Annotated in this window: 10 protein-coding genes and 2 pseudogenes; 8 read left to right on the forward strand and 4 right to left on the reverse strand. The window is 68.4% G+C overall.

Translation table 11 applies throughout. The features are described from left to right. Positions 1-4 precede the first annotated feature (4 nt). Positions 5-313: a trypco2 family protein gene (locus tag F0344_RS04225; protein WP_185297482.1), complete on the reverse strand. Its 309-nt coding sequence runs from the start codon at positions 311-313 to the stop codon at positions 5-7. A 287-nt stretch (positions 314-600) separates the two neighbouring features. Here F0344_RS04225 and F0344_RS04230 point away from each other — a divergent pair. From F0344_RS04230 to F0344_RS04240, 3 genes and pseudogenes are all read left to right on the forward strand, one after another. Then, positions 601-2,649, forward strand: a pseudogene (locus F0344_RS04230) (DNRLRE domain-containing protein); the annotation flags it as partial. A gap of 385 nt (positions 2,650-3,034) precedes the next feature. Beyond that, entirely contained in the window at positions 3,035-4,282 is a 1,248-nt protein-coding gene (locus F0344_RS04235; RefSeq protein WP_185297484.1) for a polymorphic toxin-type HINT domain-containing protein, read from the forward strand. A gap of 580 nt (positions 4,283-4,862) precedes the next feature. Continuing rightward, positions 4,863-5,474, forward strand: a pseudogene (locus F0344_RS04240) (universal stress protein); the annotation flags it as partial. Positions 5,475-5,898: 424 nt separating this feature from the next. On the opposite strand, the gene F0344_RS04245 reads toward F0344_RS04240, so the two are convergent. Further along, positions 5,899-6,201, reverse strand: coding sequence for a DUF1876 domain-containing protein (locus F0344_RS04245; protein WP_185297485.1), 303 nt, complete (start codon positions 6,199-6,201; stop codon positions 5,899-5,901). A gap of 776 nt (positions 6,202-6,977) precedes the next feature. Here F0344_RS04245 and acsA point away from each other — a divergent pair. The 5 genes from acsA to F0344_RS04270 are packed head-to-tail and all read left to right on the forward strand — an operon-like array spanning position 6,978 to position 12,517. Continuing rightward, positions 6,978-8,768, forward strand: coding sequence for an acetate--CoA ligase (gene acsA, locus F0344_RS04250; protein ID WP_185297486.1), 1,791 nt, complete (start codon positions 6,978-6,980; stop codon positions 8,766-8,768). After that, positions 8,765-9,874, forward strand: coding sequence for a pyruvate dehydrogenase (acetyl-transferring) E1 component subunit alpha (gene pdhA, locus F0344_RS04255; protein ID WP_185297487.1), 1,110 nt, complete (start codon positions 8,765-8,767; stop codon positions 9,872-9,874). The genes acsA and pdhA overlap by 4 nt, the downstream gene beginning before the upstream one ends. After that, positions 9,871-10,869 carry an alpha-ketoacid dehydrogenase subunit beta gene (locus tag F0344_RS04260; protein WP_185297488.1) on the forward strand — a complete coding sequence of 333 codons (999 nt, stop codon included), beginning with the start codon at positions 9,871-9,873 and terminating at the stop codon, positions 10,867-10,869. Before pdhA ends, F0344_RS04260 begins: the two co-directional genes overlap by 4 nt. 2 nt (positions 10,870-10,871) lie before the next feature. Continuing rightward, the gene (locus tag F0344_RS04265) at positions 10,872-12,275 is read left to right on the forward strand and encodes a 2-oxo acid dehydrogenase subunit E2 (protein WP_185297489.1); all 1,404 of its coding nucleotides are present in this window, start codon (positions 10,872-10,874) and stop codon (positions 12,273-12,275) included. Then, positions 12,272-12,517, forward strand: a complete 246-nt coding sequence (locus F0344_RS04270) for an acyl carrier protein (RefSeq protein WP_185297490.1) — start codon at positions 12,272-12,274, stop codon at positions 12,515-12,517. Before F0344_RS04265 ends, F0344_RS04270 begins: the two co-directional genes overlap by 4 nt. A 204-nt stretch (positions 12,518-12,721) precedes the next feature. Here the strand turns inward: F0344_RS04270 and F0344_RS04275 are convergent, their stop codons facing one another. Together F0344_RS04275 and F0344_RS04280 are read right to left on the reverse strand one after the other, a co-directional pair. Then, on the reverse strand, positions 12,722-13,318 hold the full coding sequence (locus F0344_RS04275) for a hypothetical protein (protein ID WP_185297491.1): 597 nt from the start codon (positions 13,316-13,318) through the stop codon (positions 12,722-12,724). 63 nt (positions 13,319-13,381) lie between these two features. Next, positions 13,382-14,551, reverse strand: a complete 1,170-nt coding sequence (locus tag F0344_RS04280) for an ROK family glucokinase (protein ID WP_185297492.1) — start codon at positions 14,549-14,551, stop codon at positions 13,382-13,384. Between the last annotated feature and the right edge of the window lie 43 nt (positions 14,552-14,594).

Here is a 14,594-nt window from a genome sequence, read left to right on the forward strand (position 1 = left end):
CGAACTACTCGACGTCGCCCACGGCCACGCTCTCGCCGCCGCGCTGTTCCGGATTCAGGCGCAGGGTCAGGCGCTGGAGGGACCGGGCTGAACGCTCCCCGCGGGCGTTGGCTTCCACAACCCCGAATCGCAGCGCCCCGCCGCCGTTCCGCGTCCGCACCAGTTCGATCTCGAACTCCGCGGTGATTTCGCCGAGGACGAAACGCAGTTGGGAGTCCTGGCCACGTCGCTGCGCCTCTGACAACTGGTCGCGCAGCACGTCGATGGCGTCAGCCAGATCCAACCAGTCCTCGTTGTGCTCGTCGCGCCCCACGCCTCAGCCTCCGTTGCCCGAACCAATAACCCCGAGGTGCCTCATTGTCGCCCCCACACCGACGGATGGACACCGTTTTCCTATGCCTGCTTCGCAGCCGGGTTGGATGGCTGTCGGGGTTCCGGACGCCCGCGAAGCGGCTCTCGGCGAAGGACATCGCGTGCCGCGGCGATGGCCGATGACACGGCGGTCGAGGCTCCAGGACACCTTCCGGACTTCCGGGTCCATTCGCATTTTTCGCATTTTTTCGACTCAGCGAGCCGTTCCGGGCCGGCATGTTCCCTCATGATCTGGTCGAGTACCAGGTCCACCGCTCGATCAATCAGACGTTCACCCCGTCGGCCGCGACCATGGTCGCCCCGGTCGCCCCGGGTACCACGTCGTTCACAGACACCTCGGCCACGCCGACGAAGGCGGACGACGCGGACCCGTTCGGCCGCGCGTACTACTACATGGTCGCGGTCAAGACGAAGGACCGCCAGGTCCTCGGCGCCCAGACCCAACTGGTGAGGCTCCCCAAGGCCGGGCGTACGACGAAGGTGCTGTCAGCTTCGGCGGACACCACCCTGTCCTCGGCCGAACCAGCCCTCGCCCATGACACCCTGACCGAGGGCGGCCCGCAGTCCTGGATCTCGGCGGGCAACAACTCTCTCACCTACGGTGACACCCGGGCGCTGCTGAAGTCTCCCCAGCTCGACATCCCCGCCACCGCACGCGTGCTGGATGCGACGGTACGACTGTGGGGCACCCAGACCAACCAGGAGAACCCAGGCGCCGTCTACGAACTCCGCCCGCTGACACGGGACTTCGACGAGACCGCCACCTGGGCGAAGGCCAACGCGACCACCGCCTGGACGGCCCCGGGTGGTGATATCGGTGCCGTCGTGTCCGACAACGGGTCCAAGACCAACGACCCGGCCCGCCACGACTGGAACGTCACCTCACTCGCCCAGTCCTGGGTGACCACCCCGACGTCCCAGAAGGGCGTCGCCATCAAGATGGCCGATGAGACCGCGAAGCAGGAACGCACCCTGTTCCTGTCCTCCGAAGGCGCCGAGCCCAAGCTCCACCCCAAGATCGTCGTCACGTACATCGACTCGACCACGGCCTCGACGTACTTCGCGCCGCAGACCCCGGCCCGGATGACGCCGAACACCACGTACACGGTGGACTTCAACCTCACCAACACCACCACGACCACGTGGAAGGCCACCGACCAGGTCCTCACCTACAAGTGGGCGCTCCCGGACGGCACCGACGTCACCAACGGCGGCAACCAGATCCAGACCGCCCTGCCCCGCGACGTCGATCCCGGTGACTCGGTCAGCCTCCAGGCCCAGGTGAAGACCCCGATCAACTCCGACTCGGGCAACAAGCGCACCGACTACGCGCTGACCTGGGACGTCTTCAACAAGACCAACAGCACCTGGGTCTCCGGCACCGCCGGCATCCCGGGCCTGAAGCAGAACGTCGCGGTGGAGGACCCGACCTCCAACCAGCTGGGCCTGGAGAAGTTCTACTCCTACGCGGGCAAGAACACCGGCGCCGGCTCGACGGTCATGAACAACACGGCCTCCGGGAACAGCGTCTGGTGCTACAACGCGTTCTCCAACCCCGGCCGTGGCATCAGCACCTTCGCCCGCTTCTCCTACAACACACTGGACACCTCCGACACCGTCCTCGGGCACGGCTGGTCCGGCCAACTGGCGGGACCCACCCGACTCGGCGCACCGCTGGAGTTCCACCCCAAGCCACACCCGACCGAGGTCAAGCTCCCGGACGGTGACGGCACCACGCACATCTTCGCCAAGCAGCCCGATGGCAGCTGGAAGGCCCCGGCGGGTGTCCACTACAAGCTGGAAGCCAAGCCGGGGCTGGACTGCACCCCGCTGAAGGACCCGATCCCCGACGCCTGGACGATGACCCGTCCCGACGGGACACGGTTCCTGTTCGGCTGCGACGGCTACATGACGTCGGTCGTCGACAAGAACGGCAACACGCAGACCTACACGTACGAAGAGCGCAAGTCCAACAACAAGCCCACCAAGTTCCTGAAGTACATCACCGACCCGGCGGGCCGCCAGAGCCTCACCGTCGAGTACTACGCCAAGGGTGAGGCCGGCCCGAAGGTCGACGACCACGTCAAGTCGATGACCGACATCTCCGGTCGCAAGGTCACCTTCGAGTATTCCGACAAGGGGCTGCTCACCAAGCTCACCGACGGCGCGGGCTCGGCCCAGCCCAAGGTCTTCGGGTTCGAGTACGACGCCACCCAGGGCAACAAGAACGTCAAGCTGGTCAAGGCCACCGACCCCCGGGGCAACGCGACCGACCTGCCAGCTGTCGAAGGTGGAGGAGAAGTCGGGCAGCACGGTCAAGAACACGACCGCGCTGGACTACGACATCAACGGCAACATCACCAGCTCCACCCACGATCTGACCTGGTCGAAGATCGAGTACGACATCCGGGACAAGATCTCCGAGGTCACCAACGCCGACTCACCCACGGCCGGCGCCCAGCAGGTCTTCACCCAGACCTACACCGACCGGAACCAGCCGCTGAAGCAGACGAAGGCGAACGGCAACACCGTCGACTTCACCTACTTCCTCGACGGTCCGGCCAAGTCGGTGCTGGAGAAGACGTCGGCGGGAGCGGTGGTCGCCCGGCACGACCTGGAGTACGACCCGAACGGGAACCGCTCCAAGGACACCGCGAAGCTCATGAACGCCGACGACTCCTCGGCGTACCTGGACACCGTGTCCTCCTTCGAGTACGACCCGCAGGACAGGATCCGGAAGGTCACCAAGACCGGTGACGGTGCGGGGACGGAGTCCTACCAGTACGACGCCAACTCCAACGTGGTCAACCAGACGGTCGGCGGGCTCACCACGTCCTCGACTGGCGAGGTCGCCGACGGCGCGAACGCCATCTGGTACGCGGCCGAGGGCAACTGGGTCGACGCCGGACTCTCCGCGGCCGGCATGATCCCCTTCGCGGGCAGTGCCGTGACCGGGGCACGACTGGCGTCCAAGACCGTCAACGCCGTCGACGCCATCTCCGACAGCGCCAAGGCCGCGGACAACGTGGCCGACACGGCGAAGGCCGCGGACACAGCAACCGACACCGCGAAGGCTGCACCCGCGGCCCCGGCCGCACCGAAGGACGCACCAGCGGCTACGCCGCAGGCGGCACCGAGCTGCAGGAACAGCTTCGTGCCGGGCACCAAGGTCGTAATGGCGGACGGGTCCACGAAGAACATCGAGGACCTCGACGTCGGTGAGCAGGTCCTGGCCACCGACCCGGAAACAGGCGACACCAGGGCCCGCGAAGTCACCGACACCCGCAACCACAAGAGCGACAAGCACCTGACCACCCTCACCGTCGACCCCGACGGCAAGGACGGCCAGGCCAAGCCGGGCACGATCACCTCAACCTCGGCACACCTCTTCTGGCTCCCGGACGCGGGCAAGTGGATCAAGGCCCAGCAGCTCAAGCCAGGCATGTGGCTCCAGACCTCAATGGGCACCTGGACCCAGATCACCGCGGTTGACGACAGCCACCGCAGCGAACGAGTCCACAACCTCACCGTCGCCGGCGTCCACACCTACTACGCCATGGCGGGCGCCACACCAATCCTGGTTCACAACTGTGGGACTGGGGCCGTCTCGAATAAGGTGATGGATGAGCATGTCCTCCCGAGGCATGACGCGAGTCACGCGGACTCCTGGAAATGGGCAGAGAAGTCAAAGTTCGAGGACTGGGTAACGCCGGACCATATCCGCAACTGGTCCAAGTTGGCGATGAGGAAGCCGATGGATAACATGAATCTCGGCACCGGCTCCGCCCACCGACATGTCCTCAACATCAGAAGCAGCCACCCGATCGGCTACGACGCGGACGGGAACGACCTGTTCTCCGTTGCGGTGTGGGTGCGGAATGGTGCGGTCGAAAGCGTTCATCCGAACTGACGAGGTGCCTGATGATCAATACCCAGGTGCGCACAGAGGGCGGCGAAATCGTGCTGCGCGGATCTCATGGACTGGATTGGATGAAAACTGTCCAGCACATAGATGAACACGAATTCCCGTTCTTGAGCAGTCTGCTACCGTACGCAGATACGATGTTCAATTCGCGACAGGCTGAGAGGCTTCGACGAGAAATTTCCAGTCGGTCTGTCCGCGAGATTCTCGAGCAAGAGTCAATTACGGAGATCGAAAGACTCTGCCTGCAAGTGGAGAATGGATCACATCTCTACCTGTGGTTCCTGGGCGACTAGTACGCAGTTGCTGCGCTATATAGCGCAGCAAAGGGAAGAAGCCCCGCCGGGCGTGACCTGGTGGGGCTTCTGCGTGCAGTGACGGCAGTAATTGACGTCTGAGCCGAGCGGCCTCAATACCGCGAACCATGCCGGCGGTCACCCGACCGCCTACGTGCCCAACCTGCCCGAAGGCGCGGCCCGCTATGCGACGGTCATGACCTCGGGATGCGGGCACTTCTTCCCGTCTGCCGGTTCGGGCACGGCCGGTAGCGCTCTTCGGGGGGTGCCGACCGCTCACGGTGCTGGAGGCGCAGTCGCGTGCCGCGGAGCTCATGGTCGTCGGGTCGCGGGGTATGGGAGGCTTCGTCGCGCTGCTGGTGGGGTCGACGGCCATGCACCTGGCAGCTCATGGGCGGTGCCCTGTACTGGTCGTGCGGGAGCGGGAGGAAGGCACCGGGCCGATCGTGCTGGGGGTCGACGGTTCCTCGGCCGGCGCGAAGGCGGTCGATTTCGCTTTCGCCGAGGCGGCCCTGCGCGGGGCCGACCTGGTTGCTGTGCATTCCTGGACCACCTGGAACGCCCCGCTGCCGGCGCCGCAGGACAAGGCAATGCCGTCCGCAAATGATCCGGGCACACTGGCCACGAGCGAGGAGCGTCTGCTGTCCGAGGCACTCGCCGGCCATCAGGACAAGTACCCGGGCGTGAGCGTGAAGCGCAAGGTCGTGCACGGCGGGACGCGTGAGTCGCTGATCGACGCGAGCCTCACGGCCCAGCTGCTTGTGGTCGGTGCTCGCGGACGCGGCGGCTTCTCCGGCCTGCTGCTGGGGTCGGTGAGCCAGGCCATGCTGCATCATGCTCACTCCCCCGTGGCGGTGGTCCGAGGTATTGGCGGTAGCAGCTGACCATGTGCCGAGGTGCCGCTTTGCCTTGCGCGCCCAGCACACCGCAGTCGCCGCGCAGCGGTCGTGAAACCCCTGGGGGCGGGGGATCTGCTGGGCTGGTCATGGTTCCTCCCTCCCCCCCGAGCGCATCGCGCACCGAGCAGACGGCTCCCGGAGTTCCGCAACCGGCACGTGAGGGCAGCAGCGGAGGACCGGGCTCGGAGCGACGTAGTCGAACTCCCCTGCGCGCCGCCGGATCACGCCGGTGCGTTCCTCCATACCCCGGTGCCGAGTTCGGCGCCACCGGGAAGGGCAGACTGCATGAGCCGGTCCATGCGAGTGTGCGGTTCCTCAAGTTCACGGAAAGGGTCCGAAGGGGTCCCATGCTGGGAGAGAACCACACCCATGGTGATGGTGAGCAGGCAGCGTCGTCGGTCATTCTCCTTCACACCTGATCCGGCAACGGCCAGCCGGTCTCCGGGCGATCCCTCCGCCCGGTCGAGGCCGCACCCATGCTCTCGATGTCACGCTCAGCAACGTCCACCAGCTGCTGGCCCAGGTTGTGCAGGGCCCTGCCCGCCGCCAGCTCGTCACCGATCTCCGGCACATCCCTGTCCACCGGGTTCCTGTGCGCGTCTCCGTGCCCGGTCAGCTCCGTGGTTCCGGTGTCCAACACCACACGTGCCTTGGTCGTTCCCTCGTCCTCGAAGAGGTAGAGGCGAACCTTCCATTCCACGGTATGTGGCATCACTGTCCTCCTCATCTCGGTGCGGAGCGCTGTGATGCGGTTGCGCTCCGCTCGTGGCCCCGCAGGTCCGCGGACGAGCCCAGGAGATCGTCTTCTTCGATACGGCGCCGGACCTGGTCGGCAAGAGCAGTCAGCTGTCCGGAGGCCCTCCCTGTGGCGCAAGGGGCGCCTGCACGCTGCGTGCCGCGGGCGGGAGCGCGGCAAGGTCGGCGGCGAACCTCTCCGACCCACTGCGCGTACCTTCTGTTCCGGGTCTCGACCCGCTCGGACGTACGCCTCAGTGGGTTCGCGCCCGTGGGCGGGTGCTTCTCCTGGTGAGGTCGGTGGGTGCGTGCGGCGGATCCTGTGCGCTCATGGTCTGGCCTCCAGCTGTTGCTGGTGCGTCCCCCCACCTCGTCTGCTTCCCTCACCACCCTCCAACGACGGCGGAGCCCGATCACGGGGCCGAAGGTCCCTGTCGACCGGCCACTCGTCCCACTGCTCGTCGCTCGTCACCGGTTTCCTCCTCGCCGAGTACGGCAAGCTCTGTCAGCCGTTCGGCCCTGCTACTCGCGGTGGGTTGTGGTGCTAGGGAAGGCCGCTGCGGTCAGTCGGCCCGGCAGACTTACGGTGCCGAGAGCCCGCACAGTCGCCGTTGGCCTCCCCCACCGGATCTACGCCTCCGTGAACATCACCGCCCTGCCAGGTCTCGTCGGGGGCCGGTCGGCATGGCCCGCAGTGCGGCCCGGCCCAGGCCGGGCGACTCTGGAGAGAGGCAGGCGTCGGGAGGAGTACCCATGCACCGGGAGACGATCTCCAAGGACACCGCACCGGGAGTCCCGCCGAATCTCGCCGACTACGACCGGGCTCGTTCCGTCTTCACCTGGTCGCAGGCGCGCACCGAGCTAGCCGGACTGCCCGGCGGCGGGCTGAACATCGCGCACGAAGCCGTCGACCGGCACACGGCTGCGGGCCTCGGGGACAAGGTCGCGCTGAGGTGCATAACCCGTGACAACGCCGTCTCGACCGTCACGTACGGCGAGCTGGCCCACCGTACGGCCCGCTTCGCGAACGTCCTGCGGTCACTCGGCGTCGGCCATGGGGACCGGGTGTTCACCCTGCTCGGCCGCTGTCCCGAGCTCTACACCGCGGTGCTCGGCACGCTGAAGAACACCAGCGTCCTGTGCCCGCTCTTCTCCGCGTTCGGCCCCGACCCGGTGGAACAGCGGCTGCGGCTCGGCGACGCCCGCGTGCTGGTGACCACCGCGGCACTGTACCGGCGCAAGGTCGCCGACCGGCGGGCGTCACTACCCGTCCTCGAACATGTCCTCATCGTCGGCCCCGGCGCCGAGGAGCTTCCCGGCACGCTCTCCTTCGACGAACTGATGTCCGCGGCCTCGGACAGCTTCACCATCCCGTCGACCTCGCCGGAGGACATGGCGCTGCTGCACTTCACCAGCGGAACCACCGGCACCCCCAAGGGCGCCGTCCACGTCCACGAAGCGGTCGTCGCCCACTACGCCACGGCCGCGTACGCGCTCGATCTGCATGCCGAGGACGTGTACTGGTGCACCGCCGATCCCGGCTGGGTCACCGGCATGTCGTACGGCATCGTCGCCCCGCTCGTCCACGGCGTGACGGTCGTCGTCGACGAGGGCGACTACGACGCCCGGCGCTGGTACCGGATTCTCGGCGAGCAGCGGGTCAGCGTCTGGTACACCGCACCCACGGCCCTGCGCATGCTGATGCGCGCCACGCCGCGCGAAGGCCCGTACGATCTGCCGCGTTCCTACGACCTGTCGGCTCTGCGGTTCATCGCCTCCGTCGGCGAGCCACTCAACCCCGAGGCCGTGGTGTGGGGCCGGGAGGTGCTGGGCCTGCCGGTGCACGACAACTGGTGGCAGACCGAGACCGGCTGCATCATGATCGCAAACTTCGCGGTCTGCGAGATCCGGCCCGGCTCGATGGGGCGGCCGCTGCCGGGTGTCGAGGTGGCCGTGCTGAAGGGGGGCGAGGACGGCCGGGCACTGATCACCGACGGCAGGGTCACGGAGGTGGACAGCCCCGACGTGGAGGGCGAGTTGGCGCTGCGGCCGGGCTGGCCGTCCATGTTCCGCGGCTATCTGCACGACAAGGAGCGCTACGAAGCCGCGTTCGCCGACGACTGGTATCTGACCGGCGACCTGGTCAAGCGGGACGCGGACGGCTGGTACTGGTTCGTGGGGCGCGCGGACGACGTCATCAAGTCGGCGGGGCATCTGATCGGCCCGTTCGAGGTGGAGAGCGCACTGATGGAGCACGCGGCGGTCGCGGAGGCCGGCGTGATCGGGCGACCGGATCCCGTCGCCGGGAACGTCGTCAAGGCGTTCGTGTCACTGCGCTCCGGCGTCGAGGCGACTCCGGAGCTGGAGCGGGAACTGCTGGCCTTCGCCCGTCGCCGGCTGGGCCCGGCCGTCGCGCCACGGGAGATCGCCTTCGACCAGAACCTGCCCAAGACCCGGAGCGGCAAGGTCATGCGCCGCCTGCTGCGTGCGCGCGAACTCGGTCTACCGACCGGCGACTTGTCGACTCTGGAGGGTTCCTCATGAGCGTGGCCCGTAACACCCGTGCCAGCAAGGCCCCGGGAACCCCGAAGCCCGCCAAGTCGGACGCGAAGAAGGCCACGTCGAGCAGGAGGAACGCGAAGAGCGGAGGGACAGGGGTTTCAGCCGTTGGACCGGACGCCGTGCACAGGATGGATCTGCTGGAGGCCATGCTGCGCATCCGGCGCTTCGAGGAGCGATGCGTCGAGCTGTACAGCGCCGCGAAGATCCGCGGCTTTGTCCACCTCTACATAGGAGAGGAGGCCGTCGCCGTCGGCGTCAACGGAGCCCTGAATGCCGAGGACGCTGTGGTCTCCACCTACCGCGAGCACGGCCACGCACTCGCCCGCGGCATCCCCGCCGAGGCCGTCATGGCCGAGATGTTCGGCAGGACGACCGGGTGCAGCGGGGGACGCGGCGGGTCCATGCACCTGTTCGATGCGAGCCGCCGCTTCTACGGCGGCAACGCGATCGTCGCCGGCGGTCTCCCGCCGGCCGCCGGTCTCGCCCTCGCCGACCGCATGCGCCAACAGCCCCGCGTCACCTGCTGCTTCTTCGGCGACGGAGCCTTCGCCGAGGGCGAGTTCCACGAGACGGCGAACCTCGCCGTCCTGTGGAACCTGCCACTCCTGCTCGTCTGCGAGAACAATCTCTACGCCATGGGCACAGCCCTCGAACGACACGAGGCACAGACCGACCTGGCCATGCGTGCCGCCTCGTACGGCATGGTCGCCTGGGCCGTCGACGGCATGGACGTCGAGGCCATGGAGAACGCCGCCCGCCGGGCCACCGAAGCCATCCGGGCCGGCGCAGGCCCTCACTTCCTCGAGGCGCGCACCTACCGCTTCCGCGCCCACTCCATGTACGACCCGGACCGCTACCGCGACAAGGCGGAGATCGAGCACTGGAAGACCCGGGATCCCATCAGCCAGCTCATGAACCGCATGCGCCAGGCCGATGAGCTGGGTGACGAGGAACTCACCGGGATCGAGCACCGCGCCACCCACGAGATCGACCACGCCGTCGAAACGGCCGAACAGGCACCGCAAGAGCCGGTCGAAGACCTGCTCCTCCACGTCACCAGCACTCCGTCGGAGGTGAGGCGACCATGAGCGCGGGCGAACAGCCGGAGGAAGCTGAGACGACGTACCGGGAAGCGATGCGCGAGGCTCTGCGGGACGCCCTGCGCGCCGACGACCGGGTCTTCCTCATGGGCGAGGACGTGGGCCGCTACGGCGGATGCTTCGGCGTGAGCCTCGGTCTGCTGGAGGAGTTCGGGCCCGAAAGGGTCCGCGACACACCACTGTCGGAGTCCGCGTTCGTCGGCGCGGGTATCGGCGCCGCCTTGGCCGGGATGCGGCCCATCGTGGAGATCATGACCGTCAACTTCAGCCTGCTCGCCCTCGACCAGATCCTCAACAACGCCGCCACTCTGCTCCATATGTCGGGCGGCCAGCTCCCCGTACCCCTGGTGATCCGCATGACCACAGGCGCCGGACGACAGCTCGCCGCCCAGCACTCCCACAGCCTGGAGGGCTGGTACGCACACATCCCCGGCATCCGCGTCCTCGCGCCGGCCACCATCGAGGACGCCCGCCACATGCTCGCCCCGGCACTCGCCGACCCCGACCCCGTGCTGATCTTCGAACACGGAAGCCTCTACAACGCTTCCGGTGTACTCTCCCCGCCCGCCGCACCCGCGGACATCGATCACGCCACGGTCCGCCGCCCCGGCACCGACATCTCTATGATCACCTACGGCGGCTCACTCTCCAAGGCGCTGGCGGCGGCGGACGAACTGTCCACCGAGGGCATCAGCGCCGAGGTCGTCGACCTGCGCACGCTCCGGCCCCTCGACAACGAAGCAATCACCGCCACCGTGGCCCACACGCACCGCGCGGTAATCGTCGACGAAGCCTGGCGCACCGGCAGCCTCACCGCCGAGATCTCCGCCCGCATCGCCGAGGAGTCCTTCTACGAACTGGACGCCCCCGTGGAGCGGGTATGCAGCGCGGAAGTCCCCATCCCGTACGCCCGGCGCCTCGAGGAGGCCGCTCTGCCGCAGATCGCCGACATCGTCGCGGCGGCACACCGGGCGGTGGGTTGACCATGGCCGAGTTCACCATGCCGTCCTTGGGCGCCGACATGGACGAGGGCACACTTCAGGAATGGCTGGTACACCCCGGAGACCAGGTCCACAAAGGGGATCCCGTCGCGGTCGTCGAGACCGCCAAGTCCATGATCGAGGTGGAGTGCTTCGAGACCGGGACCGTCAAAAAGCTGTTCGTCGAGCCGGGCACGACAGTACCCGTCGGCACGGCTCTCGCACTGATCCAGCCGACCGCGGAGAGGCCCCAGAAAGCGGAGAAGCCCCGGAAGCACGAGAAACCCAGACGGCCCGAGAAGGCCGAGGCGAAGCGTCCAACCCGGCGGGCGCCACAACGCGCGCCAGCCCCCACCCGGCCTGAAACCACCGCAGGCCCAGAGCCGCCCGCCGCCCACAGGCGCGGGCACATCGAAGCCGGTCCCTTGCTCCGGCACCTCGCCGAACGCCGCGGTATCGAACTGGAGACGCTCAAGGGGTCCGGGCCGGGAGGGCGCGTCACACGGACCGATGTCGAACAGTCAGCCGCGGCCGCCGAGGCTGCCGCCCCGCCATCACGCGTACGAGCCACCCCGCTTGCCCGCCGACTCGCCGCCGAACTGGACATCGACCTGACGACAGTGACGGGAACCGGCAAGGACGGCGCCGTCCAGGCGACCGACGTGCGCGAGGCTGCCCCGGGACCGGCAACCACGGCCCCGCCCGCACGCCACGTCACTGGCCCGGTGCGTCCCTCCGGGGACCGGTCAGCCGCGATGCGCCAGGCGATCGCGGGACTGATGGCCCGCGCCAACCGGGACATCCCGCACTACTACCTGTCCACGAGCGTGGACATGGCCGCCGCGATGGACTGGCTGCACGAGCGCAACCGACGAGCCCCCGTCGGCGAGCGACTGCTCCCCGCCGCCCTGCTCTTGAAGGCCACAGCCGTCGCGGCCCGGGATGTTCCCGAGCTCAACGGCTTCTGGACCGACGACCACTTCACGGCAGGCGACGGCGTACACCTCGGCGTGGCCGTGTCACTGCGCGGCGGCGGGCTCGTCGCCCCCGCCCTGCGCGACGCCGACACGCTCGAACTCCCCCAGCTGATGACCTCTCTGAAGGACCTGGTCGCCCGCGCCCGCACCGGCAGGCTCCGCGGCTCGGAAGTGTCCGGCTCGACCATCACGGTCACCAATCTCGGTGATCAGAGCGTGGAAGCCGTCTTCGGTGTCATCTACCCGCCACAGGTGGCCCTGGTCGGCTTCGGACGGGTCGTGGACCGCCCCTTGGCCGTCGACGGCCTGCTCGGCATACGGCCCGTCGTCACCGCCACCCTGTCGGCGGACCACCGGGCAACCGACGGCGCCGTGGGAGCCCGCTACCTGACGGTGGTCAACCGCCTCCTGCAGAACCCGGAGCAGCTGTGAAGCGTACCGAAGCACTGGACATCGTGAAGGAATCGATCACCAGCGTCATCCCTGACGCCGACTTCACCGCCGTTGGGCCCGACGATCCGTTCCGCGACGCACTCGAAATGGACTCGCTGGACTTCCTGAGTTTCGTCGAGACGCTGAGTGAACGGACCGGGATCCGAATCGACGACGAGGACACCCCACAGCTCACCACGCTGTCCGCGAGCACCGACTTCCTCGTCGCCCGCTCGAAGTGAGCGAGTCCGGCCCGCAGCAGACAACCGAAGGCCAGGCGGCGCCTTACTCCTCCCCTCTCGTACCGGCCCTCCGGGCGGCAGCCGACCTGCGCCCCGGCCTGTCGTGGAGACGACGGCATGCCGCGCATTCGCCGCACCAGGTCCTCGGCTCCCGCTCACTTCGCCCACGCGCTCCAGGTCGGCGAGCCGTTCTCCGGTCCACCGTCAGGGCGTCGCAGCGGATACGACGTAGACGACGGGGGCGGCCGGGTCGGTCATGTTGACGGTGATGTTCTGCGTGGGGCGCGGGTCCTTGTTGGTGTGGGTCACCCCGGCCCAGTACACGCCGGGCCCGAAGTACCAGCCGGTGATCTTCGTGTCCCGCGGGCTGACGGTGACCGCGCCGGGCTTCAGCGCGGCCCGCCCGGTGCCGATGTTGCTCAGGAAGCGGTCGAGACCGGCGGACGTCGTACGGAACTTCACGTACATCCGGCTGGCTTTCCAGTTGTTGGTCTCGTAGTACTGGACGCCCGACGCGTTGCCCGGGACCGGGATCTCGAAGATCCGCCGCTGCATACCGGAGGGCCAGTCCTCGCGGAGCCCCTGCGCCGCGGCCTCGGCCTCCTTGTCCTTGCCCGAGCGGCGGCTCTGCCCTGCGGAGATCACCAGGTAGCCCGCCGGGATGCCGATGAGCAGCACGATCGTGATCGCCGTGATCAGCCGGCGGCGGATCATCCGGCGCCGGTCCTGCGGGTGCGGGCCGTCGCCGTCGCCGGACGGCGGGGTCTGGCGCGGCGCGGCGGTGGGCTCGGCTGCGGTCATGGTCGGAGGTCCCCAGGTGCTGCGGATACGGAGTACGGAAGGCCGGCGGCGGAGCGCCGCGGATCAGTCGAGGGTGCGGGTGCTCCTCGTGCTGCTGCGGATGGTGCTCGCCGCCTGGTCGTAGATCTGGGCGTACCGCTCGTAGCGCTCGACCCGGCGGCGGTTGGCACGGCGGAATCTCCGGGCGACCAGCCGGGCCAGGTCCGCGGCGCCGACCATACCCGCCTCGGGGCCGAGCTGTGCTTTCGCGATGCGGGCCTCGGGGCGGTAGCCGCGGCCGGTGAGCTGCCGCTTGAAGGCATCCCTGGCGGGGCCGATCAGGAGGTCGTCGGCGGCACTGACACCGCCTCCGATGACGAAGCAGGACGGGTCGAGTGCGGCGGCGAGATTGGCGATGCCGACGCCGAGCCACTGGCCGATGTCCTGGAGGAGTTCGATGCACATCGCATCGCCCTCGCGGGCCAGTTCGGTGATGAGCGGTCCGGTGATGTCGGGGATGTTGCCCTTGACCCGCTCGATGAGCCCGTGGGCGACCGGGGAGTCGGCGGCGGCCAGTTCCCTGGCTTCGCGCACGAGGGCGTTGCCGGAGCTGTACTGCTCCCAGCAGCCGCGGTTTCCGCACGGGCAGCGGTGCCCGCCCGGCACCACCTGCATGTGGCCGAACTCACCCGCTACGCCGTACTTCCCGCGCTTGACGTGCCCGTCCTCCAGGATCGCGCCGCCGATGCCGGTGCCCAGCGTGATCATGACGAGGTGGTCCTCGCCGCGGCCCGCGCCGAAGCGCCATTCCGCCCAGGCCGCCGTGTTGGCGTCGTTGTCGACCATGACGGGGACGACGAGACGGGACGCGATGGCGTCGCGCAGGGGTTCGTCGCGCCAGGCGAGGTGGGGGGCGAAGAGGACCTTGGAGCGGTCGGCGTCGACCCAGCCGGCCGCGCCGATTCCGACGGCGTGCACGTCGTGCCGGTCGGAGAGGTCGAGGACCAGCTCGACGATGGTGTCCTCGACGACCTTGGGGCTCTTGGACTTGTCGGGCGTCTCGGTGCGCAGCTGTTCCAGGATGTTGCCGTCGGCGTCGACGACGCCGGCCATCACCTTCGTACCACCGATGTCGATGCCGACGGTCGGGACCCGGGGCGCCGTCAGATGCGAGCGCCGCTCGCGCGTGCCGACGGTCTTCAGGACGGTGGCGCGGGCGGAGCCGCGGTCTGCGAAGTCGCGGTACGTGCTCATCGTCCCTGCGTCGGTCGGGGGGCCGGTGCGTGGTGCCGCCGGC

The organism is Streptomyces finlayi, assembly GCF_014216315.1.
In the GTDB taxonomy this organism is placed as follows: Bacteria; Actinomycetota; Actinomycetes; order Streptomycetales; family Streptomycetaceae; genus Streptomyces; species Streptomyces finlayi_A.

Excerpts from the sequence above, each read along its gene's own strand:
- F0344_RS04245 (WP_185297485.1), bottom strand. The coding sequence starts at position 6,201 with ATGCCACATACCGTGGAATGGAAGGTTCGCCTCTACCTCTTCGAGGAC.
- F0344_RS04280 (WP_185297492.1), bottom strand. The coding sequence starts at position 14,551 with ATGAGCACGTACCGCGACTTCGCAGACCGCGGCTCCGCCCGCGCCACC.
- F0344_RS04265 (WP_185297489.1), top strand. The coding sequence starts at position 10,872 with ATGGCCGAGTTCACCATGCCGTCCTTGGGCGCCGACATGGACGAGGGC.
- F0344_RS04235 (WP_185297484.1), top strand. The coding sequence starts at position 3,035 with ATGAACGCCGACGACTCCTCGGCGTACCTGGACACCGTGTCCTCCTTC.
- pdhA (WP_185297487.1), top strand. The coding sequence starts at position 8,765 with ATGAGCGTGGCCCGTAACACCCGTGCCAGCAAGGCCCCGGGAACCCCG.
- acsA (WP_185297486.1), top strand. The coding sequence starts at position 6,978 with ATGCACCGGGAGACGATCTCCAAGGACACCGCACCGGGAGTCCCGCCG.
- F0344_RS04260 (WP_185297488.1), top strand. The coding sequence starts at position 9,871 with ATGAGCGCGGGCGAACAGCCGGAGGAAGCTGAGACGACGTACCGGGAA.
- F0344_RS04275 (WP_185297491.1), bottom strand. The coding sequence starts at position 13,318 with ATGACCGCAGCCGAGCCCACCGCCGCGCCGCGCCAGACCCCGCCGTCC.